Raw genomic sequence first — 24,365 nt, forward strand, 5'->3', positions numbered from 1 at the left:
TTTAGTTTTTTCCTGCAACAAAAGAGGCGGATTTTTCACCGGCAACACGGTATTTCAAAGGTTCGATAGGTGTGCCGCCGTAATTGGCTTCCGAGCCGGCTGCAATACCGATCCAAACATTGTAAGGTGCGCCGCCTCTCAGACGTTGTTCGCTTCCGGCTGGAACGATACGGCTGAATACAACTTTTCCATCTTTGTCTGCAATAATCAGATTGCTTCGGTATTGGACTTTAATCCAAAGTTCGTCTTTCTCAACTTTGACAGCAGGTTTCTCTTCTTGTACGGCGGCGGAAGCTGCTGAGGCTGCTTGATCATTGGCCACTTCAGGCTTATTGGTGATTTCTTTTTTGCCGTCTTCCGTCATTTCGCTAACGGCAACATTATCCGTTTTTAAGGCAGGCGTTTTCATCGTATCAGCAACATCTTTGCTGTTTTGAATATTTGCCTGTTCGTTTTCAAAACTGGATTTGCTTTGCCAAAAGTAAACGCCGCCTACAGCCAAAGCCAATGCGGCTATCCCCAATATCCATTTTGGGAAGCCCTGCTTTTCAGTATCTGTGAAGCTTAAGCCGGAGTTGGTGCTGCGTGTTACCGCGTATACATGGTCTTCAAGTTGCGGAGTAATGGAGCGCAAATGTTTGGCGATGATTTGTTCGTCGATTTTCAGAAATCGTGCATATGAACGCAGATAACCTGAAACAAAGACTAAACCGGGAAAGCCGGAATATTCCCCTTTTTCCAAAGCATCAATTTGTTCGGTAGACAGTTTCAAACGTGAAGCAACATCTTGAATATCGATTTTGGCATCAGTTCTGTGTTTGCGTAATTCATCCCCCAATGTTTTGGCGGCTTGTGTGTCGTAGTTGATTTTATCGTTATTTTCCATTTATTGGCCTGTTGTGACGGTTTGTAGTTCGTCTGAATAAGGGAAGTTTGCCCTAAGTTGGGCTTCGTATTCGTATGCGGCGTGTTTATTACCCAAGGCGGTAGCCAAACGCCAGCCTAAAAGCAAATCGTCAGCCTGCAGGACATCAACTTTGCTTTGGTATTGGCGGAAATAATAGTCGGCATCGTTCAGATTGCCTGCCATCATTTTGGTTCGGGCAAGTTCTTTGAAAGCAGGGAAGAATTGCGGATTTGCTGCTAAAGACCTTTCCAAATAGGCTTGGGCTAAAGAGTATTGACCTAACCTTGCGCTGCAAATGCCTTTATTCATATTGGCAATAAAGGGGCTTGGGTAGGTTGGGTCGGCCAGTGCTTTGTCAAAATAAGCCAAAGATTCGGCCGGTGCATTCATTTGATTGCACAAGAACCAACCGTAGTTGTTGTTGACTTCCGCACTATCAGGTTTTAAAGACAATGCTTTAAGAAAGCTTTCTTGAGCTTTGTCTTTGACTTTCAAATACTGATAAATCTCGGCGCGTACCAACCAAGCAAGGTCATTTTTGGAATTGGACTTAAGCGCCTCTTCGATACTTTCAGTAGCTTGGCGGTAGTTTTGGCCGCGCATATATTCCACAGCCAGTTGGGTTTTGATATTAGAAACTTGAATGGCACGTTCTTTAGGGCTTGGGCCGGAAGAGGAAGCGCAGGCAGAAAGAGTCAGTGCGGTAAGTAAAGCGAATCCGAACTTGATTTTCATAATTAACCTTATTGTTCGACCAAAATCTGTTGCCATTTTTGTTGGCGGCGTGTTTTATCTTGTACTTGTCCGGCCAATTGTCCGCAAGCGGCATCGATATCGTCGCCGCGGGTTTTGCGGACAGTAACGACAAAGCCGGCTTGTTGCAGAATATCGCGGAAGACACGGATATTTTCATTGGTAGAACGTTCGTAGCCGGAATTTGGGAAAGGATTGAACGGAATCAGATTGAATTTGCATGGTACGTCTTTAACCAATTCAATCAATTCGCGCGCATGTTGTGCTTTATCATTGATACCGTCGAGCATAACGTATTCAAAGGTAATAAAGTCACGGGGGGCTTTGACCAGATAACGTTGACAGGCCGCCATCAATTCTTTGAGCGGGTATTTTTTGTTGAGAGGAACAATCTGATCGCGCACTTCATCGTTGGATGCGTGTAAAGATACAGCCAAAGCAACAGGCATTGCATCACGCAGTCTGTCCATTTGTGGAACCATGCCCGAAGTGGAAACGGTCACGCGACGGCGGCTCAAGCCGTAGCCATGATCATCCAACATAATACTCAAGGCAGTAACAACATTGTCAAAGTTTGCCATAGGCTCGCCCATACCCATCATCACCACGTTGGAGATAACGCGTTCGTTTTTAGGGGTAACACCCATGGCTTTATTGGCCCACCAAAGCTGACCGATAATTTCAGCGGCAGTCAGGTTGCGGTTGAAACCCTGTCGTCCGGTAGAGCAGAAAGTGCATTCCAATGCGCAACCTACTTGGGAAGAGATGCACAAAGTACCGCGTTCGGCTTCGGGAATAAAGACGGTTTCTACACCGTTGCCCGTGCCGACATCCAGCAACCATTTGCGTGTGCCATCAGTAGATTCTTGTGCCATCATTAATTTAGGCACTTCGATTGTGGCTTGTTCATTCAACTTGGCACGCAATGATTTGGCCAAGTCAGTCATTTCTTCAAAGTTTTGTGCACCGGCTTGATGCATCCAACGCATGACTTGTTTGGCGCGGAAAGGTTTCTCACCCATTTCGGCAAAGTGTTGCGTCAGTCCATTTAAATCGTAATTCAGTAGATTGGTTTTCATGTATTTTTATGTTTCTCAATAAAGCTTTTAAAGTAAAGAGGCTTATCGGTCAGCTTTGCTTTAAAAGCCTTTAGGGTTTCAGACGGCCTGTCATTTGCAGGGCATACAAAGCACTTTTGCCGTCCGATATGGAATCGGACGGCCGTAAAGCGGCTACAGGCTTTTTGCTTTTATCGTGGGCAGATTTCGCTTTGGCTGAAAAAGTAGGCGATTTCAATCGCAGCATTTTCCACGCTGTCAGAACCGTGTACAGCATTAACACTGACAGATTCTGCAAAGTCGGCACGGATTGTGCCCGGAGCTGCATCGGCTGGATTGGTTGCGCCCATCAATTCGCGATTTTTGGCAACGGCGTTTTCACCTTCCAATACTTGAATCATAACAGGATTGCGAGTCATGAATTTAACCAAGTCTTCATAAAAAGGGCGGTCTTTGTGTACAGCATAAAACTCTTTTGCTTCGCGCTCAGACAGATGTTTCATTTTCGCCGCAATAATGCGCAAGCCGTTTTCTTCAAAGCGGCTGTAAATCTTGCCGATGACGTTTTTTTCTACTGCATCGGGTTTGATGATGGAAATCGTACGTTCGATGGCCATGTTATGTCCTTGTTTTTATTAATAGGTGAGTTGCCGTAGCCAAGAGGCGAGGGAAGTGTATTCTACCAAATTTCGCCCCTTTTTGGGAAAGGCATTATTTGCTTAAAGTCAGGTGTGGTTGTTCCAAATAGACTTCGGATTGCATTTCGATCATACGGCTGGCTGTACGGGTAAATTCCTCGGCGAAATCGCCTTCGACATAAATATCGTTTACGCCAACTGCACTGGTGGCGCACAATTTCACACGGAAATCATATAAAACGTCAATTAACCATGTCAGACGGCGTGCTTCTGCTTTTTCTTGCGGGGTTAGACGTTCTAATCCTGAAAGGAAAACCATCTCATAATGTTCGGCTAAATACAGATAGTCAGCTTGTGAACGCGGGCCAAAACATAATGCGCGGAAATCAAACCAGATGGCGCGTTCCGACTGGGCTTTATGAGGAATTTCCCGTCCATGAATAATGCTGATTCCTGGATTCAATTCAGAGATTCCGCTCATTTCTTTAAATAAAGTAGCCAGTTTTTGCTCGTTTTCTTCATTATTGGGCACAAAGAAAATTTCGGCAGGGCGCAATGTGCGCAATCGGTAATCTTCTCCGCCATCTACATTTAAAACGGTCAGGTTAGATTCGATAAGGGCGATGGTTGGCAGAAAGCTGCTGCGGTTTTGGCCTTGAGGATAGAGTTCGGATGGGGCGTAGTTGGAAGTGGCCACCAAAACAACACCTTCGCTCAGCAGGTTTTCCAACAAACGGCCTAAAATCATTGCATCGGCAATGTCGCTGACGTGAAATTCATCAAAGCATAATACGCGTGTTTCTTTGGCAATTTCTGCTGCAACGGCTTTTAAAGGATTCGCTTCACTCTTTAAAGCTTTCAGCCGTTGATGAATTTCGGCCATAAAGGCATGGAAATGCACGCGGCGCTTACGGCGATAAGGGAGGCAGCCAAAAAAAGCGTCCATCAGGAAACTTTTACCGCGTCCTACGCCGCCATAAAAATAGAGTCCTTTAGGTACTTGAGGGGAACGCAGGCTGCGGCCGAGAAAACGGTTGCGTTTGCGTTTGAACATCATCAGCTCGGTCCATAAGCGATCCAAATATTCAATGGCTCGTGCTTGTGCTTCGTCACGGATGAAGTTGGGTTGTTCGGCGGCGGCCTGATACCAAGTCAACGGGCTGTGGTTTTCAAATGGCGGTGGCGTAAATAGTTGGTCTCTATTGCTCATGTATAACCTTTATTATGTTTTGCTGGCGATAGTCGAAACATCATCCGCAATAATTTGGACAGTAGTCGGAATGATGTTCTCATTATGGAATAGTCGGTCTATTATAAATGATTTCAGACGGCCTGCGTTTTTTGCAAAGGCTTTGTTGTCAATATAGTTGGAAAAGTGTGCGATTAAGGTGCAAGCAAAAAGGTTGGCTTTAGTATTTTTTGAAAAAACAAAAAAACGCCGCATTTCTGCGGCGTTTTGCTACTAAGTATTAATGAGCACTTTCTTGCAATGCCAAGTCTACACGCTCACGCAACTCTTTACCCGGTTTGAAGTGGGGAACATGTTTTTCAGGCACTTCCACACGTTCGCCGGTTTTAGGGTTGCGCCCGATACGGGCAGGGCGGTGGTTCAAGTCGAAGCTGCCGAAGCCGCGGATTTCGATACGTTGTCCACGAGCCAGTGAGCGGGTCATGGTATCAACCAAGACTTTTACACTGTATTCGACATCTTTAGCCAGCAGTTGGTTGCCATTTTTTTCGGCAAACACTTCTGCGAGGCGAACCATCAATTCAGACTTCGTCATGTCTGCAACCTTATTCTTGGTCGCCGGACAGTTTGGCTTTCAGCAAGTCGCCCAGGCTGGTAGTACCGGCATTGGCAGTTGCAGCGGCGTTAACTGAATTCAGCGCTTCGCGGTTTTCTTTAGCGTCTTTCGCTTTAACAGACAGACGGATGCTGCGGTTTTTGCGGTCAACGGTAACGATAACGGCTTCAACTTCGTCGCCTTCTTTCAGTTTGGTAGTCAGGTCTTCAACGCGGTCAGCGGCGAATTCAGAAGCAGGCAGGTAGCCTTCAACTTCTTCAGACAGAGCGACTACGGCACCTTTGGCGTCAACAGATTTCACAGAACCTTTAACCAAAGAACCTTTGTCGTTTACGCTGATGAAGTTACCGAACGGATCGCCTTCAAGTTGTTTGATACCCAAAGAGATACGTTCTTTTTCAACGTCGATGGCCAATACAACGGCTTCAACTTCTTCGCCTTTTTTGTATTTGCGTACAGCTTCTTCGCCGGCTTCAGTCCAAGACAGGTCAGACAAGTGAACCAGACCGTCGATACCGCCAGGCAGACCTACGAATACGCCGAAGTCAGTGATAGATTTAACTGCGCCGGAGATTTTGTCGCCTTTGTTGTGGTTGGCGGCAAACTCTTCCCAAGGGTTAGCTTGACATTGTTTCATGCCCAAAGAGATACGGCGGCGGTCTTCGTCGATTTCCAGGATCATGACTTCAACTTCGTCACCCAGTTGAACAACTTTGCTTGGGTGTACGTTTTTGTTGGTCCAATCCATTTCGGAAACGTGTACCAAACCTTCGATGCCTTGTTCGATTTCAACGAATGCACCGTAGTCGGTCAGGTTGGATACTTTACCGAACAGGCGGGTACCTTGTGGGTAACGACGGGTCAGACCGCTCCAAGGATCTTCGCCCAGTTGTTTCATGCCCAGGGAAACGCGTTGTTTGTCTTGGTCGAATTTCAGGACTTTGGCTTCTACTTCTTGACCAACTTCCAAAACTTCGCTTGGGTGTTTCACACGGCGCCATGCCAAGTCGGTGATGTGCAACAGACCGTCGATGCCGCCCAAGTCAACGAATGCACCGTAATCGGTGATGTTTTTAACGATACCTTTGATAACTGAACCTTCTTGCAGGTTTTCCAGCAAGGCTTTGCGTTCTTCGCCCAAAGTAGCTTCCAGAACAGCGCGGCGGGACACAACGACGTTGTTGCGTTTTTTGTCCAGTTTGATCACTTTGAATTCAATTTCTTTGCCTTCGAAGTGAGAAGTGTCTTTTACGGGACGTACGTCAACCAAAGAACCCGGCAGGAATGCGCGGATGCTGTTGATCATAACAGTCAGACCGCCTTTGACTTTGCCATTGATAACGCCGGACAGGATGTCGCCGTTTTCCATAGCTTCTTCCAAAGCGATCCAGTCGGCAGCGCGTTTGGCTTTTTCGCGGGACAGTTTGGTTTCGCCGAAGCCGTTTTCAACAGATTCGATGGTAACGGTAACGAAATCGCCAACTTTAACTTCAATCTCGCCCTGAGCGTTTTTGAATTCAGCAACATCAATCAGAGATTCTGATTTCAGACCTGCGTTAACGGTAACGAAGTTTTGATCGATGCCGACTACTTCGGCAGTAATCACTTCACCTGGGTTCATCTCTTGCAGGGTAAAGCTTTCTTCCAGCAGCTGGGCAAAATTTTCCATAGTCATATATACTCTTTTCGGTACACCGCCAAGGGGTGCGGGTTAGGTTTGAAATGACCTGCCGTCCTTGGCGCGGCAGGTTGGGAAATGTTTTCAGACGGCCTTGTTATAGGGTTAACAGGCCGTCTGAAATGAAAACTTCGCGATTATACTCCAAATTTTAAACTTTATGATACCAATCAAGCACTTTTTTTACAGCTTCTTCGATAGAAAGGTTGTCAGTGTCTAAAAGCAGGGCGTCGGGCAGCTGTTTCAATGGGGCAACAGGGCGGCGGCGGTCTGCTTCGTCGCGCGCTTCAATGTCCGACAAGATACGCTCGAATGCCACGCCTTCGCATGGGATACCGAGTTGTTTGGCACGACGTTGGGCACGAACATTGGCACTTGCAGTCAGGAAGATTTTTAATGCGGCATCAGGGAAAATAACCGAGCCGATATCGCGGCCGTCGGCGACCAAACCTTTTTCGGTCAGGAAATCGCGTTGGCGCTGCAAAAGGGCGGTACGCACTTTAGGCAACTGCGCGACGGCAGATGCACCCATGCCGATGGCTTCGGTACGGATTTGCTCGGATACATCTTCGCCGTTTAATAACACGACGCTGCCTTCAAATTGTGCGGGCAAAGTTTCTGCCAGTGTGCTGACGGCGTCTTCATCTGTCCAGGCAACATTTTGTTTTTGTGCGTAAAGCGCGGTCAGGCGGTAAAGCGCACCGGAATCGAGGTAAAGAAAACCCAAGGCTTCGGCTACGCGTGAGGCAACCGTCCCTTTGCCGGATGCGCTGGGGCCGTCGATGGCGATGACTTTTTGCTTGAGGCTCATGTGTTCTCCTGAATGCGATAGGTATTTGAATTAACCGTTTATTATACGTTGCTTTGGCCGTCTGAAAACGAAAATTTTTGTGTGATTTAAATTTGAAGGAAAAGTGGCTCGGCCTTATCGGGTATAATGGCCAAAATCATAATTTAACCGCTTTATCTGATTGTTCGGGCCATCTGAAATAACGGGTCGGGAATGGTCTTAGAATTTAGAAACATTATGTTACAAACCGATAATCTTACTTCTGCACAACCTCAGCGCATTATCACTGCTCAAAATATTTCCGCTCAGGAAGAATTGCTTGAACGCGCTTTACGTCCGAAAACTTTAGACGACTATATCGGACAGGATAAAGCAAAAGAGCAGTTGGCTATTTTTATTCAGGCAGCGAAAAAACGTGGCGAAGCGCTTGACCACACTTTGCTGTTTGGTCCTCCGGGTTTGGGCAAAACTACTTTGGCACACATTATCGCCAAAGAGTTAGGCGTTAATTTGCGCCAAACCAGCGGCCCGGTTTTGGAACGTGCCGGCGACCTTGCAGCCTTGTTGACCAACCTCGAGCCGCATGATGTGCTGTTTATTGATGAAATCCACCGCTTAAGCCCTGTGGTTGAAGAAATCCTTTATCCTGCGCTTGAAGATTATCAGTTGGACATCATGATAGGCGAGGGGCCGGCCGCGCGTTCGGTCAAAATCGATTTGCCGCCGTTTACATTGGTAGGCGCGACGACCCGTGCCGGTATGCTGACCAATCCTTTGCGCGACCGTTTCGGTATCGTGTCCCGATTAGAGTTTTATCAGAATAAAGATTTGGCGACTATTGTTGCTCGTTCTGCCCAGTTGTTGCAGTTGGATATGGGCGACGAGGGTGCGATGGAAGTGGCCAAGCGCAGCCGCGGTACGCCGCGTATTGCCAACCGCCTTTTGCGACGTGTACGCGATTATGCCGATGTGAAAAACAACGGCGTCATTGATGCGGAAATTGCCGATGCTGCCTTGAGTATGCTGGATGTGGACGGTCAGGGTTTGGATGTGATGGACAGGAAATTCCTTGAGGCGATTCTGCACAAGTTCAGCGGCGGTCCTGTCGGTTTGGAAAACGTGGCTGCTGCGATTGGCGAATCAACCGATACCATCGAAGATGTGATTGAACCATATCTGATTCAGCAGGGCTTTTTGCAGCGTACACCGCGCGGACGCGTAGCAACCGAACGAGCCTATCTGCATTTCGGTTTGAAGGTTCAAGAATAATAATGAAGGCCGTCTGAAAACTGCTTTCAGACGGCCTGATACTTTCAATTTCATATGATTGTCGGCAAATATCTGCCGATAATCGGTTAAAATGTCCCTCTTTTCTTTTTTGAAGTTTCCCCATGAATATCTTATCCGTAGAAAATGCTTCTTTTGCCGTCGGCCATGTCGCCTTGCTCGACAAAACTTCTTTTCAACTCGACAGCGGCGAGAAAATCGGTTTAATCGGCCGCAACGGTGCGGGTAAGTCTTCGTTTTTAAAAATTCTCGCCGGTGTGCAAAAGCTCGACGATGGGCAGATTATTGTTCAAAACAACCTCAAAATCGTTTATGTACCGCAGGAATCCTTTTTTGATAAGGACGCAACCGTATTTGATACCGTTGCCGAAGGATTGGGAGAAATTCGCAATTTATTGCGCCGTTATCATCATGTCAGCCATGAGTTGGAAAATGGTTCGAGTGAGGCTTTATTGAAAGAACTCAACGAATTACAACTCGAAATTGAAGCGAAGGACGGCTGGAAGCTGGATGCGGCAGTCAAGCAGACTTTGGGGGAACTCGGTTTGCCGGAAAACGAAAAAATCGGCAACCTATCCGGCGGTCAGAAAAAGCGTGTCGCTTTGGCGCAGGCTTGGGTGCAAAAGCCCGACGTATTGCTGCTGGACGAGCCGACCAACCATTTGGATATTGACGCAATTATTTGGCTGGAAAATCTGCTTAAAGCGTTTGAAGGCAGCTTGGTCGTGATTACCCACGACCGCCGTTTTCTGGACAACATCGCCACGCGCATCGTCGAACTAGACCGCGGCATTCTGCGCTCCTATCCTGGCTCGTTCTCCAAATACAGCGAGAAAAAAGCGCAAGAGTTGGCGGTTGAAGCAGAACACAACCGCCTCTTCGACAAATTTCATGCTCAGGAAGAAGCGTGGATACGTAAAGGCATCGAAGCGCGCCGTACCCGTAATGAAGGCCGCGTGCGCCGTTTGGAAGAACTGCGCCGCCAGCGCGCCGAACGCCGCAACGTACAAGGGCAGGTTAACTTTAAGCTCGACAGCGGCGAAAAAAGCGGCAAAATCATCGCCGAGCTGGAACACGCTTCGTTTGCCTATGGTGACAAAGTCATCATGGACAAATTCTCCGCCATCTTGCAGCGCGGCGACAAAATCGGCTTAATCGGTCCAAACGGCATCGGCAAAACCACCTTCCTCAAGCTGATTTTGGGCGAATTGCAGCCGACCTACGGCAGAATCCGTATCGGCAGTAAACAGGAAGTTGCTTATTTCGACCAGTTCCGCAGCGCGTTGAATGAAAACGACACTGTGTTTTACACGCTCGGACAGGGCAACGATTACGTTGAAGTCGGTGGTAAGAAAAAGCATGTGATGAGCTATTTGGAAGATTTCCTGTTCCATCCAGCTCGCGCACAAAGTCCCGTCTCATCGCTTTCCGGCGGTGAACGCAACCGCCTCCTGCTGGCAAAACTCTTCACCCGCCCCGCCAATATCCTGGTCTTGGACGAACCGACCAACGACTTGGACATTGATACCCAAGAGCTGCTTGAAGACCTACTGCGCGATTATCAAGGCACGGTATTCCTTGTCTCGCATGACCGTATGTTCTTGGATAATGTGATTACCCAAAGCATTGTTTTCGAAGGACAAGGCCGTCTGAAAGAATACATCGGCGGCTATCAGGACTATATCGACGCAAAATCGCGGGAAGAGAAAATTCAGACGGCCTCTGCGCCTAAAGCGGCTGCCGAGCCTGAAAAAATCAAACCTAAAGCCAACCGCACGGTCAAACTTTCCTACAAAGAACAGCGTGAACTCGATGCCCTGCCTGATGAAATCGCCGCTTTGGAAACCGAGCAGGCTGAAATCAATACCCAGCTTTCCGATCCTGAAATTTTCAAAGATTACGAAAAAGCAGGTGCATTGCAAAGCAGGGCTGAAGAAATCGAGATGTCGCTTTTGGAAAAGCTGGAACGCTGGGAATGGCTGGAAGCGAAACAAAATGGAGAAGCGGTTTAAATTGGGAGTTTTGTCCCAAAGTAGGGCAGATATTTTTCTAAATCATGCCGTCTGAACCCCGAATATTCAAAAACAAGGTCTACAACCAACATGAAAAAAGTCGAGAAAAACGTATTGGTGCTGCATAGCGCTAAGGAAATGTTTGAGCTGGTGGACAAAGTTGAGGACTATCCAAAATTTTTGCCGTGGTACAGCAAGACCGAAGTCATCGAACGTAAAGGCAATGAGCTAAAAGCGCGCCTGTTTATGGACTATATGCGCGTCAAGCAGTCATTTGCGACGCACAACCACAATATCCCGGGGCAGGAAATCCGCATGGATTTGCTCGAAGGGCCGTTTAAAACCCTGCGCGGCACTTGGAAATTTATCGACTTGGGCGATGATATGTGCAAAGTCGAATTCAGATTAGAATACGATTTCTCCAATGCCGTACTCTCTGCCATGATTTCCCCGGTATTCGGCCATCTCGCCGGCACGCTGGTGGATGCTTTTATTAAAGAGGCCGACCGCCGCTATGCTTGAGATTGAAATTGTTTACGGACTGGCCGATAGGCAAGTGTTGAAGGGTATGACCGTTGCCGAAGGAACAACCGTACGCGAAGCTGCCCGACAAAGCGGTTTGGAGATAGAGTTTCCGGAATTGGATTTACAGCAAGCGCCTTTGGGTATTTTCGGCAAGGCTGTGAAAGACGAAACAGCGTTGCGCGATGGCGATCGGATTGAGGTTTATCGCCCATTGTTGATTGATCCGAAAGAAGCGCGACGTAAACGCGCTGGGCAAGAATAAATCAAAGGCCGTCTGAAACTTTTTCAGACGGCCTGTCAAACTGAAAGAACAGTAATGAGCTTGAAAATTAAATTAATTGTCGGTTTGGGCAATCCAGGCCAAGAATACGAACAAACGCGCCACAATGTCGGCTTTTGGCTGTTGGACGAACTGGCATGGAAATGGAAAGTCAATTTTAAAGACGAAAAGAAATTTTACGGCGAAGTAGCGCGCGCCACTACGCCTGATGGTGATGTTTGGCTGCTCAAACCCATGACCTTTATGAACCGCTCCGGTCAGGCAGTAGCCGCTTTGGCTCAGTTTTACAAAATCAAGCCGGAGGAAATCTTGGTGGTTCATGACGAGCTGGATATTCCATGCGGCCGTATCAAATTCAAACTTGGCGGCGGCAACGGCGGACACAACGGCCTCAAAGACATTCAGGCTCGCTTGGGTACGCCTAATTTCTACCGCCTGCGCTTGGGTATTGATCATCCGGGCGACCGTAATCTGGTTGTCGGTTATGTGTTGAATAAACCGTCGGCGGAACACAGACAGCAAATTGATGATTCCATCGCCAAATCCCTGCAAGGATTGCCGGCCGTGTTGAATGGCGAATGGGAAGAAGCAACACGTTTTTTACACAGTAAGTAGCGTACCCAAACCAAACCAAACGGGCAGCCTTGCACATCATGTTCAGACGGCCTGAAAACAGGCAGTGTGATCTGACTAGTGATAAACGAATCAAAGAAACAGTAAATATGAACGAACTGACCAGTCTTATGCAGACCGAAGCCCCAGGCATTGTTGGCGAAACATTAGACTTCTGCCTTTACGAATGCAGTATTGAAGATGCCCCGGATGCAGAAGAAGTGGCACAATGGCGTGATATTTTGAAGGCGCGGGGTGGGAAATTTGTCCGCTTGGCAGATATCTGCCAAACATGGTTGGATGAAGAGGCCGATAAATGAAAGCCTTGCCGTTAAACAAATTTACTGTCGCTGCCTTGATTTGGTTTGCCGCCGCCATTTATGCCTTACTTTTCAAAGAGGGCGGCAATAGCGCTCCACCATTCCCTCATTTTGATAAAGTCGGCCATTTCGGGCTGTTCTTCGGTCAGGCATGGTTGTGTGCAAAAATATTTATTCAAGACAATAGGACTATTCCCTATAAAGGCATTCTGTTTGCCGCTTTATTGTTTGCCATAGGAAGCGAGCTGGCTCAGGCATTTCTGACTGCTACGCGCCAAGGTTCGATCGCGGACGGCATTGCCGATATGGCAGGTACGGCTGCGGCACTGTGGTTTGCAGAAAAAATAAAAGCAGCAAAAAGTTAGACATATTTAAAAAACTTAAAGGCCGTCTGAAATCCTGAGAAATAGGTTTCAAACGGCCTTTTGTTACTTGATGTATGAAGCGATCGTTGCTTTATACCAAATATTTAAAAATTAGAATTTTACGCGTACACCGGCAGATACTTCGTGGGATTGAATTTTGGTCTCTTCAAAATTGCCCCAATAGTTGTAGCGATAGCCAGCATCTAAAGCAACATTAGGCGTTACTTCGTAGCTTACACCAGCCAATGCACCAATACCCATTTTGGTTTTTCGTGAATGTTCTGTATAGTGAAAACCAGGGTCGGCTTCATCAGAATTTAATGAAACGCGATTAATACCTAAACGAGCACCAACGTAGGGCTTAACAGGTGTATTAGTATTGAAGTCATAGATTGCTGAAACGCCAATACTTTGAAATTTCAGTTTGTAATATAAGTGACTGTCATCCTCGTATTCACCTCTTTCAATAGATTTATGATGTGTATAGTCTGCTGCAACACGGAAGTCACCAAAATCATAACCAGCAGATAGACGAGGGCTAAAGCCTTTTGCTTTATCAGAGAATTCCTCTTCACCAGAGTTGTCTTTAATCTTAACAGTAGAATAACCAGCATCAGCTTGAACATAAAAACCTTTGGTTGCATCAGCCAATGCAAATGTAGGCAGGGAAAGAGCAATCAGTGTTACCAGAACTTTTTTCATTGTTTTGTCCTTAATGTAGGATTAGGAGTAGTGGATAATCGCCGGGGTTGGTCGTTCCCAACAATTATTCAGATTGTATTTTCTTGTCGTAAATTAAGCAAATCTAAAAATGTTTTAACTGTTGTAAAAAAGCACTTATAAAAAACACTGTAACAAGTCGTTTAAGAACAAACGGCCTTGCTCGGTCGGGCGGAACACGGTCGGATCTGATTCAAGCAGGCCTTTTTGTCTGGCGGTTTCGATTTGAGCCATGATTTTTGCAGTGGGGACGCCGGTACGTTCCTGCAACATTGCAGCAGGTACGCCATCGGTCAGGCGCAGGGCGTTCATCATGAACTCGAATGGAAGGTCTTCGGAAGCAACGGTTTTGTGCTCAACTGCTTCATGCGGATTGCCCTGCATAGCGGCAAGATAGTCGTTGGGATGGCGACGGCGGACAGTTCGCTCGATACGGTCGGGATAGGAAATTTTGCCGTGTGCGCCTGCACCTATGCCTAAGTAATCGCCAAACTGCCAGTAGTTCAAATTATGGCGGCACTGCATACCAGGTTTTGCAAAAGCCGATGTTTCGTAGTGGATAAAGCCTGCGCTTTCTAATGCACCGTGTACAGCATCTTCAATATCCAACGCCGCTTCATCTTGCGGTAATCCTTTTGGCGGCGTATGACCGAAAGGCGTGTTCGGTTCCATTGTCAGATGATATGCGCTGATATGCGATACGCCTGTTGCAATAGCGGTTTGCACATCGTTTAGGGCCGTCTGAACCGTTTGGTTTGGCAGGGCATACATCAAATCAATATTGACTTTATCAAATAATTTCAATGCAGTATCAATGGCTGTCAGTGCTTCTTTGCCGTTGTGAACGCGTCCCAATCGAGCAAGCATATCGTCGTTAAAACTTTGTACGCCGATAGATAGGCGCGTAATACCTGCGTCTTTAAATCCTTGAAACTTCTCAATTTCAAATGTGCCGGGGTTCGCTTCTAAAGTAATTTCCGCTTCGGGTTGCAAGCGCAACAGCGAACGCACGCCACTTAACAAACGGTCAATTGATTCCGCTTGAAACAGGCTGGGTGTGCCGCCGCCGAAGAATATCGTTTCTATCGGTCTGCCCCAAATATTGGGTAACTCAAGCTGCAAGTCGGTTAATAGGGCATCGATATAGGCTTCTTCCGGCAGGCCGTTTTTCAGGCTGTGGGAATTGAAGTCGCAATATGGACATTTTTTGATGCACCAAGGAATATGGATATAGAGTGATAAAGGAGGCAGGGCGGTTAGCTGGCCGGGGCGTTGGAAAGTGATTTGGGTCATGGTATGTGTTGAGGCTCAAGGCCGTCTGAAATTTTTAGGCCGTTATTTTAACTGAAATGTCGGCCGGGAAAGTAATCAGTAGGAAATTTGCGCAGTCTAAGCGCTCAAAAAAGCTTCAATTTCTTCTTCTGATAATTTGGAATTGCAGACAAATTTTATTTTGCCTTGTGAGATGTTGAGTAATGCGGGAACAGTTTTGATGCCGTGTTGTTCACGAAAAGTCTTTAAAGCTGCTTTGTTGCTGCTGTCTGTAAAGCGGATAGTAAGCTGCTTGTTTAAGGAAACGGTAAATAGTTTTGCAACAAAACGGCGACAGTATGAACAGCTTGGTTTGCCTAAAAAGACGATAGCAGTTTCTTGACTATCAATGAGTTGCAGAAGTTCGTCAGGTGTGGTTGGGATGAAGGCAGCGACGTGTTTTGCAAAGGCTGCCAATTCTTCAGGCGAGGGTTTGGGCATGGGAATGAATGTGAGGTAGGCCGTCTGAAGGTTTCAGACGGCCTGTTATTGATTTATAAGGATTCGATTTTTCTTAACAATTCACGCAAAGCTTGGGCGCGGTGGCTTTCGGCATTTTTGATTTCAGGATCAAGCTCGGCAGCGGTGCAACCGTGTTCGGCCAGATAGAAATGCGGGTCGTAGCCGAAGCCGTTTGTGCCGGCTGCTTCTGCCTGCCATTGTCCGCGCCAGATGCCTTCGGCGATAATGGGTTGCGGGTCGTTTTCGTGGCGGACGAGGACGAGTACGCAGACGTAGTAGCAGCTTTTATCGTCTTTATCGGCAAGATCGGCAGAGAGTTTGGCGTTGTTTGCGGCATCGGATTTAGGGTTTTCGCCTGCATAACGTGCGGAGAAAATGCCGGGTGCGCCGTTTAAGGCGTTGGTGCAGATGCCGGAGTCGTCGGCAAGTGCCGGTAAGCCGCTGTATTTGGCGGCATGACGTGCTTTAGCCAGGGCATTTTCAACAAAGGTATGGTACGGTTCGGGACATTCGGGCGTATTGAACTGCGATTGCGGCAGGACTTCGATGTTTAAGTCGGCAAAGAGGCGGGAAAATTCTTTGAGTTTGCCTGCGTTGCCACTGGCAAGGACGATTTTTTCAAACATGGTTTTTCCTTAATGGTTTTCGGTTTGCTGCATACGAGCAATTTGTGCGCGTGCTTTGTGGCGGATGTAAAGGGCAAGGCTGCCGATTTGGGCAAAAACGGCGGCAAAGGCAAACAGAAAGGTGGCAACGGCAAATTGTTTGCTGTGAATGCTTAGAAGATAAGCGCCCAACAGAATCAGTACGATAAACATCAGGGTAAACAGGGCGGTCAGGAGCAGATAGGCTTTTTGTCGGGTCATGGCAGCTTGGGTAAGGGGGAAAAATGTTCTGATTATAACGTCAGATTGGGAATTTGAAACCATGCCGGATTCGTTAAAAAGGCCGTCTGAATATTTCAGACGGCCTTAATTTGAATAACTGATTAACGCAATTCTGTGTGCAGGCGGCTCAACAATGTGGAGGCATCGCTGCCTTTGTATGGGCTGCCGTCTTTGTTCAACAGATGGAGGCGTGCGCCATTGTTGATAGGCTCAACATACACGATGATTTCAGGGTACGTTTTTGGCGCTTCTGCTTTGCCTTTGCCAAATACGCGTTTGAACAGGCCCGGTTTTTTATTGGCAACTGCTTCGCCTTCGGTTGGCGCTTGTTGAACCAAGAAGGCGCGGCGTTCGGCATTTTGACCGATAACAGTCAGGCCGATGCGGTCAAGCGCAAGGGCGGTACGGCGCCAGTTGCGGCCGTAATCGCCTGCCAGCAACAGAGTGCCATTGTCCACACGCGCCAATTCAGAAGCATTGCTGCGGGCGGCAACGCTTTGGGTCAGAGCTTGTTCGGCTTGCTGACCGTCAACGCCCAAATATTGCATAAAGCGGGCGAGGAATGCGGCTTCGAGGTTAGGGTCGCTCTCGCTTGGCTGCCACATCGTAGTGTCTTTTTTACGGTCGGCATAAACTTCTTTCATGCCTTTGTGGGCGAAGAAGATGTCGGTCGAACCGTTTTTACCTTGTTCGATGCGGATGATGAACTTGTCGCGTTCGCTGGTAGAGTAGATGCCGCCCAAGCCGACTTTATCCAGCAGACGGCGCAGGCTGTCTTGAGGGATTTTGGCTCGGTTTTCAGCCCACTCGGTTTCCATTTGGCCGATGGCCGGTTCTTCAGATTTGATGTCGAAACCGTTTTCTTGCCAGAACACTTTCAGCAAAGGCCAAATTTCGCGAGGCGATTTGCCTTCGACAACCAACCAGCGTTGGTTGCCGTCACGCTCAAGGCGTACGCCTTTAACGGATTTCAAGACTTCTGCATTTGCAGGCTGCTGTACGGCTTGGGTGCGGCGTTTGTTGAAATCGCTGGCGCGGACGGCGCCGCTGCCTGCCGGTAATTGATAGAGGTTGCCTTGGTCTGGGTTGTTCAAATCAGGTGGTACTTCCAGTTTGACTAGGCGGTGAGATTGACTTTGATAGTCGAGTTTGGGTTGTTCTTTTTTGCTGCCGGAACAGGCAGTCATGCTAATCAGGGCGAGGGCTACTACGATGGGTTTAATATAGGTCATCTTGTTTTCCTGTGGATGGAGTTCTTAACAGGGAGGCCGTCTGAAAAAGGGTGTTTGGGATTCAGACGGCCTTATTTCCGGATCAGATTTGTCCTGATTTTTCCAGAGCGGCTCGGACTTTGGCTTGACCGGCTTCGGTCAGTGCTACCAAAGGCAGGCGAACATGGGGTTCGCATTTGCCCAATAAGCTCAGGCCCCATTTGGGCGCGGCCGGGCTGGGCTCGCAGAACATGGTGTTATAAATTGGGATAAGTTGCTCGTTTAGACGACGGGCGGTCGCAATATCGCCCTCAAGGGCGGCTCGGCACATATCGGCAAAGAGTTTCGGTGCAACGTTGGCTGCAACGGTTACCACGCCATGACCGCCACACAGCATGAAAGGCAGGCCGGTAGGGTCATCGCCGGAGAATACTGCAAAACCTTCAGGAACGCTGTTGATCAATTCGATGTTGTTACCGATATTGCCGCTGGCTTCTTTCACGCCGACGATATTCGGAATCTCGGCCAAACGCAAAATAGTGTCGTTGCTCATGCTGACGACGGTACGGCCGGGAACATTATAGATAACCATCGGAATCGAAGTGGCTTCGGCGATGGCTTTGAAATGTTGGTAAATGCCTTCTTGCGAAGGTTTGTTGTAGTAGGGAACAACAGATAAGGTGTAGTCCGCACCGGCTTGCTCGGCGGCTTTGGAAAGGGCGATGGCTTCGACAGTATTGTTGGCGCCTGTACCGGCGATAACGGGAACGCGCTTGTTGACGTGTTTGACAGTGGCTTCAATAACGGCCAAATGTTCTTCGACAGGCAGGGTGGCTGACTCGCCGGTGGTGCCGACTGCGACGATACCGTCGGTGCCGTTTTCAATGTGCCAGTCGATTAAGTCGTGAAGTTGTTCGTAGTTGATGCTGCCGTCTTGATTCATCGGAGTAATCAGGGCAACCAGACTGCCTTTTAACATACGGAAACCTTTAATTTTATGGTGTGGGTGAATTATGCAGTGGATTGTAGCTTACTTTGTTGTTTGTGTGAAACATATCCGCTATGAGGCTTTGCTGTTTAATGGTGACTTGTCATTATCTTAATGAATAATACATTTTTAAATCATTGGTTTGTTTGTTTTTAGGTAGAAAAATGATGTCAAGAATTAAAATGTGTTAAGGCGGTTTGAGGCCGTCTGAAAACGGCTGGGCGGAACTTTCAGACGGCCTGATGGTTTTGAATTTGCTGATACATTTCAAATTGGTTAAAATACGCATCTTAATATTTTTTAACGATTCTTGAGAGAAGGTTCAACATGGCCGGAATGACTGAAAAACAGGCGGAATCGCTTGATTTGGTTTATGGTTTGGAAGACAAGCCGCCGTTTGGGAATGCGTTGTTGAGTGCGGTTACGCACCTTCTGGCGATTTTTGTCCCGATGATTACTCCGGCATTGATTGTCGGCGGGGCGTTGGAGCTGCCGGTTGAAATGACGGCTTATTTGGTGTCGATGGCGATGGTGGCTTCAGGTGTCGGCACTTATTTGCAGGTTAACCGTTTCGGGCCGGTCGGTTCGGGTATGTTGTCGATTCAGTCGGTCAACTTCTCTTTTGTTACCGTGATGATTGCGCTCGGTACCGGTATGAAAGAGGGCGGCTTGACTAAAGATGTGATGATTTCAACGCTCTTGGGCGTGTCCTTTGTTGGCGCGTTTTTGGTGTGCTTCTCCGCTTGGCTTTTGCCTTATCTGAAAAAAGTGATTACGCCGACTGTAAGCGGCGTGGTCGTCATGTTGATCGGCTTGAGCTTGGTGCATGTCGGCATTACTGACTTTGGCGGCGGCTTCGGTGCGAAAGCAGACGGTACGTTCGGTTCGATGGAAAACTTAGGTCTGGCATCGCTGGTGTTGCTGATTGTATTGGTTTTCAACTGCTTGAAAAACCCATTGCTGCGTATGAGCGGCATCGCGGTGGGTTTGATTGTCGGTTATATTGTTGCGCTGTTTTTGGGCAAAGTAGATTTTTCCGCCCTGCAAAACCTGCCGCTGATTACCCTGCCTGTTCCGTTTAAATATGGTTTCGCATTTGATTGGCACGCGTTTATCGTTGCCGGTGCGATTTTCCTGTTGAGCGTATTTGAAGCAGTGGGCGATTTGACGGCGACTGCGATGGTCTCCGAGCAGCCGATTGAGGGTGAGGAATACACCAAACGTCTGCGCGGTGGCGTATTGGCAGATGGTTTGGTTTCTGTAATTGCGACTGCGTTGGGCTCTTTGCCTTTAACCACGTTTGCGCAAAATAACGGCGTGATTCAAATGACCGGCGTGGCTTCGCGTCATGTGGGCAAATATATTGCGGCGATTTTGGTATTGTTGGGTTTGTTCCCCGTCATCGGCCGCGCGTTTACTACGATTCCGAGTCCTGTTTTGGGTGGCGCGATGGTGTTGATGTTTGGCCTGATTGCGATTGCCGGCGTGCGGATTTTGGTCAGCCACGGTATTCGCCGTCGTGAAGCAGTTATCGCGGCGACTTCTGTCGGTTTGGGTTTGGGCGTGGCATTTGAGCCGGAAGTGTTCAAAAACCTGCCGGTATTGTTCCAAAACTCAATTTCCGCAGGCGGTATTATGGCAGTATTGTTGAACTTGGTTTTGCCGGAGGATAAAACCGATAAAGCGGTTAAGGTGGAAACCGATAGTTTGGAGCACTAAGCAAGCTTTATTCAAAGGCCGTCTGAAGTTTCAGACGGCCTTTTGGTTTTCGGCTATAATATTGTTTTTATTTGTTATCCGAGTGGTTCGGATAGCCCTACCCGGAAAGGTTTTATATGACGGTTTATTCACTTTTTATCACTTGTCCTCGCGGTTTGGAAGCGCCTTTGACGCAAGAACTCGAAAGCATGGCATGTCAGGATATACGTGCTGTTGACGGCGGTGTGGCATGTAAAGGCACGATGGAGCAGGTGTATTGCATCAACCTGCATTCGCGCGTTGCCAGCCGTGTTTTACTGCGTTTGACTAAAGGCGGTTATCGCAACGAACACGATATCTACAAACTCGCACGAAATCTGCATTGGACGGGTTGGTTTAAGCTGGAGCAGACCTTTAAAGTCAAAGTCGAAGGCAAGCGCGCCAATGTGAAAAGCTTGGATTTTGTCGGTTTGAAAATCAAAGATGCCGTCTGCGATGCATTCCGCGATATTTATGATGCGCGTCCGAGCGTGGGTAAAATCAACCCCGATATCCGCATTCATGCCTTTATCGATGAGCGCAACGTGGAAATCTTTATCGATACTTCCGGCGAAGCACTCTTCAAACGCGGCTATCGTCAGGATACCGGCGAAGCGCCATTGAGAGAGAACTTGGCGGCAGGTTTGCTGCTTTTGGCAGGCTATGACGGTACGCAGCCTTTCCAAGACCCGTTTTGCGGCAGTGGCACGATTGCCATTGAGGCAGCATGGATTGCGACACACCGTGCGCCGGGCTTGATGCGTCGTTTCGGTTTTGAAAAACTGCAAAACTTCGACAAAGAAAAATGGCAAGCCCTGCGCCGTGAGGCTGAAAAACAAATCAAACCGGCCGCCGCGCCAATTTCCGGCAGCGACAACGACCGTTATATGATTCGTGCCGCATTGGCCAATGCCCAAGCCGCCGAAGTGGATAATTTCATCCGCTTTGACGTGCAAGATGCGCAGGCTGCGCGACCGAACGGCGAACACGGCATTATGATTTCCAATCCACCTTATGGCGTGCGCCTTGCAGAAATTCAGGCTTTACAGGCGCTTTATCCGCAACTGGGCACATGGTTGAAACAGCATTACGCAGGCTGGCTTGCCGGAATGTTTACCGGCGATCGAGATATGCCGAAATTTATGCGCCTTTCTCCGAAGCGTAAGATTCCGCTGTTTAACGGTAATTTGGATTGCCGATTGTTTTTGATGGATATGGTTAAAGGCTCGAATCGGGGCTAAAACCTGAAATAGAGGCCGTCTGAAAGATGATTTCAGACGGCCTTTTTTTATTTGTTAAAACCGTCTTTGTTATAACGGAGTTTGCTTTTCTTTTTTTATATTAATATACTGAAATTGTTTTCAGACGGCCTTTATCAATGGAGCCATGTAGATGTAATTATTGAAATTTACAATCTATCAAATTATAAAAAGCTATTACAAAATAAAGATGGATTGTTAAATAAAATACCATATCTAGTAGTATTGTGTTTTAATGCACACCATATATTGTGTTTTATGGCATTGCAATGAGCGGTTTGAAATTTACAATCGAGCAAATTGTATGGCAGGAAGTGCCGGGCGAAGTGTCGCTGGCGTTTCTGTTTTCCGGTTGTCCGCTGCGTTGTAAAGGCTGTCATAGTGCCGATACGTGGAAAGAGGGCATCGGCACGGAATTGACCGAGGATTATTTAAAAGGCCGTCTGAAACGCTATCACGGATTGATCACATGCGTGTTGTTTATGGGCGGAGAATGGCAGCCGGAAGCCTTGCAGAAAATGTTGGGCATCGTGACACAGGCGGGTTTGAAAGCCTGTTTGTACACAGGCCTGGAGCGTGAGGAGCTGGAGGCGGTTTCAGACGGCATCCTGCCTTATCTGACGTATCTGAAAACCGGCCGCTGGCAGATGGAACTGGGCGGCTTGGACAGCCCGACCACCAACCAGAAGTTTATCGATTTGCGTACGGGCGAAGTGTTGAACCGATTGTTTATCAAAGACAAACCTGCGCCTAAAGTTTTTCCAGTGGCTTCAATTTAGCTCAATGCTGTATTGCACTGATTTAAATTGAATTTATTGTATTCGCTGACAGCGATGTTTCAGACGGCCCAACCGTCATTGTTTAATAAATCATCCAAACCATACAGGAGAATTAACATGATTCGGCTGCATCCCGAACAGTTAAACGGAAAACTACAATTCATGCGCGACTACATCAGCGCGCAAAACGCGGCGGACGGCTCGAAAATAGACGCCAATGCCAACGTTACCCAGAAAAACATCGCCACGATGGAAGCGGAAATCATGAAAGACTTTTTCGTGCAGATTAACCGCGCCCAAGTATCGCGCAAAATCGCCGAAATTTTCGACCAATCCGTCGCCGACGAATACATCCGCCAGATTGAGGCGCATGAGATTTATGTGCACGACGAAACCAGCCTCAAGCCTTATTGTGTGTCGGTTACGCTGTATCCTTTCCTGCTCGACGGCTTAAGCAAACTCGGCGGCGAATCCAAAGCGCCACAACATTTGGCATCATTTTGCGGCTCGTTTATCAATCTTGTGTTTGCCATTAGCGCGCAATTTGCCGGCGCGGTGGCGACGGTGGAATTTCTGACCTATTTTGACTACTTTGCCCGCAAAGACTACGGCGACGATTATTTGGAAACCCATGGCAAAGAAATTGCCAACCATATGCAGCAGGTGGTGTACAGCATCAACCAGCCCGCCGCCGCACGCGGCTATCAGAGCGTATTTTGGAACATTTCCGTTTACGATCAATACTATTTTGACGCGATGTTCGGCGATTTCGTCTTTCCCGATTTCAGCAAACCGGTATGGGCGAGCGTGGCGAAGCTGCAAAACTTCTTCCTCAAATGGTTTAATCAAGAGCGCAGCAAAGCCGTTTTGACTTTTCCCGTCGTGACCGCTGCGATGCTGACCGACAGCGGCAAATGCAAAGACACCGTGTTCGCTGACGAAATGGCGAAAGAGTTGGCGGAAGGCAATTCCTTCTTCGTCTATCTTTCCGACAACCCCGACTCGTTGGCTTCCTGCTGCCGTCTGCGTAACGCCATCGAAGACCGCACTTTCAGCTATACCCTCGGCGCAGGCGGCGTGGCGACCGGTTCCATCAACGTCATCACCATCAATATGAACCGATTGGAGCAAGACGGGCGCGACCTTGCCGCCGAAGTGGCCAAAATCCACAAATACCAATACGCCTACCGCAAACTGATGGAAGAATACCAAGCCGCCGGCATGTTGCCCGTTTACGATGCAGGCTTCATCACGCTGGACAAACAGTTCCTCACCATCGGCATCAACGGCATGGCGGAAGCCGCCGAATCGCAAGGCATTAAAGTCGGCTACAACGATGACTACATCAACTTTGTCCAAGGCCGTCTGAAAACCATATTTGAAGCCAATCAAGCCGCCAGCAAACACTACGGCGTGAAGTTCAACACTGAGTTCGTCCCCGCCGAAAACCTCGGCGTGAAAAACGCCAAATGGGACAAAGCCGACGGCTATAAAGTCAGCCGTGAATGCTACAACTCCTATTTCTACGTCGTCGAAGACGAAGAAATCAACGCGCTCGACAAATTCCTGCTGCACGGCAAAGAACTGGTGGACTGGCTCGACGGCGGCTCCGCGCTGCACCTGAACCTTGACGAAGCCCTGCCCGAATCCGGCTACCGCTCGCTCTTGGACATCGCCGCGCAAACCGGCTGCAACTACTTCTGCGTGAACGTGCGCATCACCATCTGCAACGAATGCGGCCATATCGATAAACGCACCCTGCACGCCTGTTCAGCCTGCGGCTCGCACGACATCGACTACGGCACCCGCGTCATCGGGTATCTGAAGCGAGTATCCGCCTTCTCAAGCGGACGGCGCAAAGAGCATGCGCTCAGACATTATCACCGTAAAGCGGCGTAATCATTGAAAAAAGGATTACTTAAAAAAAGCAAAGGCCGTCTGAAATTTCAGACGGCCTTTAGCATGTTTTAGATAGATTGAT

26 protein-coding genes are annotated in these 24,365 nt (G+C 48.2%); 11 read left to right on the forward strand and 15 right to left on the reverse strand.

The features are described 5' to 3' along the window. Position 1: 1 nt before the first annotated feature. From ACTHUM_RS01375 to cmk, 8 genes are all read right to left on the reverse strand, one after another. Positions 2-886, reverse strand: coding sequence for a helix-turn-helix domain-containing protein (locus ACTHUM_RS01375; RefSeq protein WP_049336589.1), 885 nt, complete (start codon positions 884-886; stop codon positions 2-4). Beyond that, positions 887-1,642, reverse strand: coding sequence for a type IV pilus biogenesis/stability protein PilW (gene pilW / locus ACTHUM_RS01380; RefSeq protein WP_004519786.1), 756 nt, complete (start codon positions 1,640-1,642; stop codon positions 887-889). It lies immediately after the preceding gene. Between the two features lie 8 nt (positions 1,643-1,650). Then, complete coding sequence (gene rlmN / locus ACTHUM_RS01385) at positions 1,651-2,739, reverse strand: 23S rRNA (adenine(2503)-C(2))-methyltransferase RlmN (protein WP_003683577.1); 1,089 nt, start codon at positions 2,737-2,739, stop codon at positions 1,651-1,653. 170 nt (positions 2,740-2,909) lie between these two features. After that, positions 2,910-3,335: a nucleoside-diphosphate kinase gene (gene ndk, locus ACTHUM_RS01390; protein WP_004519785.1), complete on the reverse strand. Its 426-nt coding sequence runs from the start codon at positions 3,333-3,335 to the stop codon at positions 2,910-2,912. A gap of 94 nt (positions 3,336-3,429) precedes the next feature. Further along, on the reverse strand, positions 3,430-4,566 hold the full coding sequence (gene zapE / locus ACTHUM_RS01395; protein ID WP_049336592.1) for a cell division protein ZapE: 1,137 nt from the start codon (positions 4,564-4,566) through the stop codon (positions 3,430-3,432). Positions 4,567-4,825: 259 nt separating this feature from the next. Next, positions 4,826-5,140 carry an integration host factor subunit beta gene (locus ACTHUM_RS01400; protein WP_003678992.1) on the reverse strand — a complete coding sequence of 105 codons (315 nt, stop codon included), beginning with the start codon at positions 5,138-5,140 and terminating at the stop codon, positions 4,826-4,828. 10 nt (positions 5,141-5,150) lie between these two features. After that, positions 5,151-6,836 carry a 30S ribosomal protein S1 gene (gene rpsA / locus ACTHUM_RS01405; protein WP_003678994.1) on the reverse strand — a complete coding sequence of 562 codons (1,686 nt, stop codon included), beginning with the start codon at positions 6,834-6,836 and terminating at the stop codon, positions 5,151-5,153. Positions 6,837-6,990: 154 nt separating this feature from the next. Then, complete coding sequence (cmk, locus tag ACTHUM_RS01410; protein WP_036490635.1) at positions 6,991-7,650, reverse strand: (d)CMP kinase; 660 nt, start codon at positions 7,648-7,650, stop codon at positions 6,991-6,993. A 216-nt stretch (positions 7,651-7,866) separates the two neighbouring features. On the opposite strand from cmk, the gene ruvB reads away from it, so the two are divergent. From ruvB to ACTHUM_RS01445, 7 genes are all read left to right on the forward strand, one after another. Then, on the forward strand, positions 7,867-8,898 hold the full coding sequence (gene ruvB, locus ACTHUM_RS01415) for a Holliday junction branch migration DNA helicase RuvB (protein ID WP_039862144.1): 1,032 nt from the start codon (positions 7,867-7,869) through the stop codon (positions 8,896-8,898). 122 nt (positions 8,899-9,020) lie between these two features. After that, the gene (locus ACTHUM_RS01420) at positions 9,021-10,928 is read left to right on the forward strand and encodes an ATP-binding cassette domain-containing protein (RefSeq protein WP_049336595.1); all 1,908 of its coding nucleotides are present in this window, start codon (positions 9,021-9,023) and stop codon (positions 10,926-10,928) included. Positions 10,929-11,018: 90 nt separating this feature from the next. Then, positions 11,019-11,450, forward strand: coding sequence for a type II toxin-antitoxin system RatA family toxin (locus ACTHUM_RS01425; RefSeq protein ID WP_003683270.1), 432 nt, complete (start codon positions 11,019-11,021; stop codon positions 11,448-11,450). Continuing rightward, the gene (locus ACTHUM_RS01430; protein WP_004519778.1) at positions 11,443-11,715 is read left to right on the forward strand and encodes an RnfH family protein; all 273 of its coding nucleotides are present in this window, start codon (positions 11,443-11,445) and stop codon (positions 11,713-11,715) included. The genes ACTHUM_RS01425 and ACTHUM_RS01430 overlap by 8 nt, the downstream gene beginning before the upstream one ends. Before the next feature lie 54 nt (positions 11,716-11,769). Beyond that, a complete protein-coding gene (gene pth / locus ACTHUM_RS01435; protein ID WP_003683307.1) occupies positions 11,770-12,348 on the forward strand; it encodes an aminoacyl-tRNA hydrolase in 579 nt (192 codons plus the stop codon). Positions 12,349-12,455: 107 nt separating this feature from the next. Continuing rightward, positions 12,456-12,665: a hypothetical protein gene (locus tag ACTHUM_RS01440; RefSeq protein ID WP_039862142.1), complete on the forward strand. Its 210-nt coding sequence runs from the start codon at positions 12,456-12,458 to the stop codon at positions 12,663-12,665. Further along, a complete protein-coding gene (locus ACTHUM_RS01445; protein WP_004519776.1) occupies positions 12,662-13,030 on the forward strand; it encodes a VanZ family protein in 369 nt (122 codons plus the stop codon). Before ACTHUM_RS01440 ends, ACTHUM_RS01445 begins: the two co-directional genes overlap by 4 nt. A gap of 111 nt (positions 13,031-13,141) precedes the next feature. Here the strand turns inward: ACTHUM_RS01445 and ACTHUM_RS01450 are convergent, their stop codons facing one another. The 7 genes from ACTHUM_RS01450 to dapA form a co-directional block, all read right to left on the reverse strand. Continuing rightward, complete coding sequence (locus ACTHUM_RS01450) at positions 13,142-13,732, reverse strand: opacity family porin (protein ID WP_049336597.1); 591 nt, start codon at positions 13,730-13,732, stop codon at positions 13,142-13,144. A 135-nt stretch (positions 13,733-13,867) separates the two neighbouring features. Further along, positions 13,868-15,043, reverse strand: a complete 1,176-nt coding sequence (gene hemW / locus ACTHUM_RS01455) for a radical SAM family heme chaperone HemW (protein ID WP_004519774.1) — start codon at positions 15,041-15,043, stop codon at positions 13,868-13,870. A gap of 96 nt (positions 15,044-15,139) precedes the next feature. After that, positions 15,140-15,502, reverse strand: a complete 363-nt coding sequence (locus ACTHUM_RS01460) for a hypothetical protein (protein WP_004519773.1) — start codon at positions 15,500-15,502, stop codon at positions 15,140-15,142. A gap of 53 nt (positions 15,503-15,555) precedes the next feature. Then, the gene (rdgB, locus tag ACTHUM_RS01465; RefSeq protein WP_004519772.1) at positions 15,556-16,149 is read right to left on the reverse strand and encodes an RdgB/HAM1 family non-canonical purine NTP pyrophosphatase; all 594 of its coding nucleotides are present in this window, start codon (positions 16,147-16,149) and stop codon (positions 15,556-15,558) included. A gap of 9 nt (positions 16,150-16,158) precedes the next feature. Further along, a complete protein-coding gene (locus tag ACTHUM_RS01470) occupies positions 16,159-16,389 on the reverse strand; it encodes an NGO_0222 family membrane protein (protein ID WP_039862168.1) in 231 nt (76 codons plus the stop codon). A 122-nt stretch (positions 16,390-16,511) separates the two neighbouring features. Continuing rightward, a complete protein-coding gene (bamC, locus tag ACTHUM_RS01475; protein WP_004519770.1) occupies positions 16,512-17,642 on the reverse strand; it encodes an outer membrane protein assembly factor BamC in 1,131 nt (376 codons plus the stop codon). Between the two features lie 82 nt (positions 17,643-17,724). Further along, the gene (dapA, locus tag ACTHUM_RS01480; protein WP_004519769.1) at positions 17,725-18,600 is read right to left on the reverse strand and encodes a 4-hydroxy-tetrahydrodipicolinate synthase; all 876 of its coding nucleotides are present in this window, start codon (positions 18,598-18,600) and stop codon (positions 17,725-17,727) included. A gap of 336 nt (positions 18,601-18,936) precedes the next feature. Between dapA and ACTHUM_RS01485 the strand changes: the two genes are divergently transcribed. The 4 genes from ACTHUM_RS01485 (at position 18,937) to nrdD (ending at position 24,283) form a co-directional block, all read left to right on the forward strand. After that, a complete protein-coding gene (locus tag ACTHUM_RS01485) occupies positions 18,937-20,328 on the forward strand; it encodes a nucleobase:cation symporter-2 family protein (RefSeq protein WP_004519768.1) in 1,392 nt (463 codons plus the stop codon). A 116-nt stretch (positions 20,329-20,444) separates the two neighbouring features. Then, the gene (locus tag ACTHUM_RS01490) at positions 20,445-21,587 is read left to right on the forward strand and encodes a THUMP domain-containing class I SAM-dependent RNA methyltransferase (protein ID WP_440361173.1); all 1,143 of its coding nucleotides are present in this window, start codon (positions 20,445-20,447) and stop codon (positions 21,585-21,587) included. A gap of 287 nt (positions 21,588-21,874) precedes the next feature. After that, a complete protein-coding gene (gene nrdG, locus ACTHUM_RS01495) occupies positions 21,875-22,384 on the forward strand; it encodes an anaerobic ribonucleoside-triphosphate reductase activating protein (RefSeq protein WP_440361172.1) in 510 nt (169 codons plus the stop codon). 54 nt (positions 22,385-22,438) lie between these two features. Further along, positions 22,439-24,283, forward strand: coding sequence for an anaerobic ribonucleoside-triphosphate reductase (gene nrdD / locus ACTHUM_RS01500; RefSeq protein ID WP_440361192.1), 1,845 nt, complete (start codon positions 22,439-22,441; stop codon positions 24,281-24,283). Positions 24,284-24,365: the final 82 nt, after the last annotated feature.

This window comes from Neisseria sp. P0021.S006 (assembly GCF_051956895.1).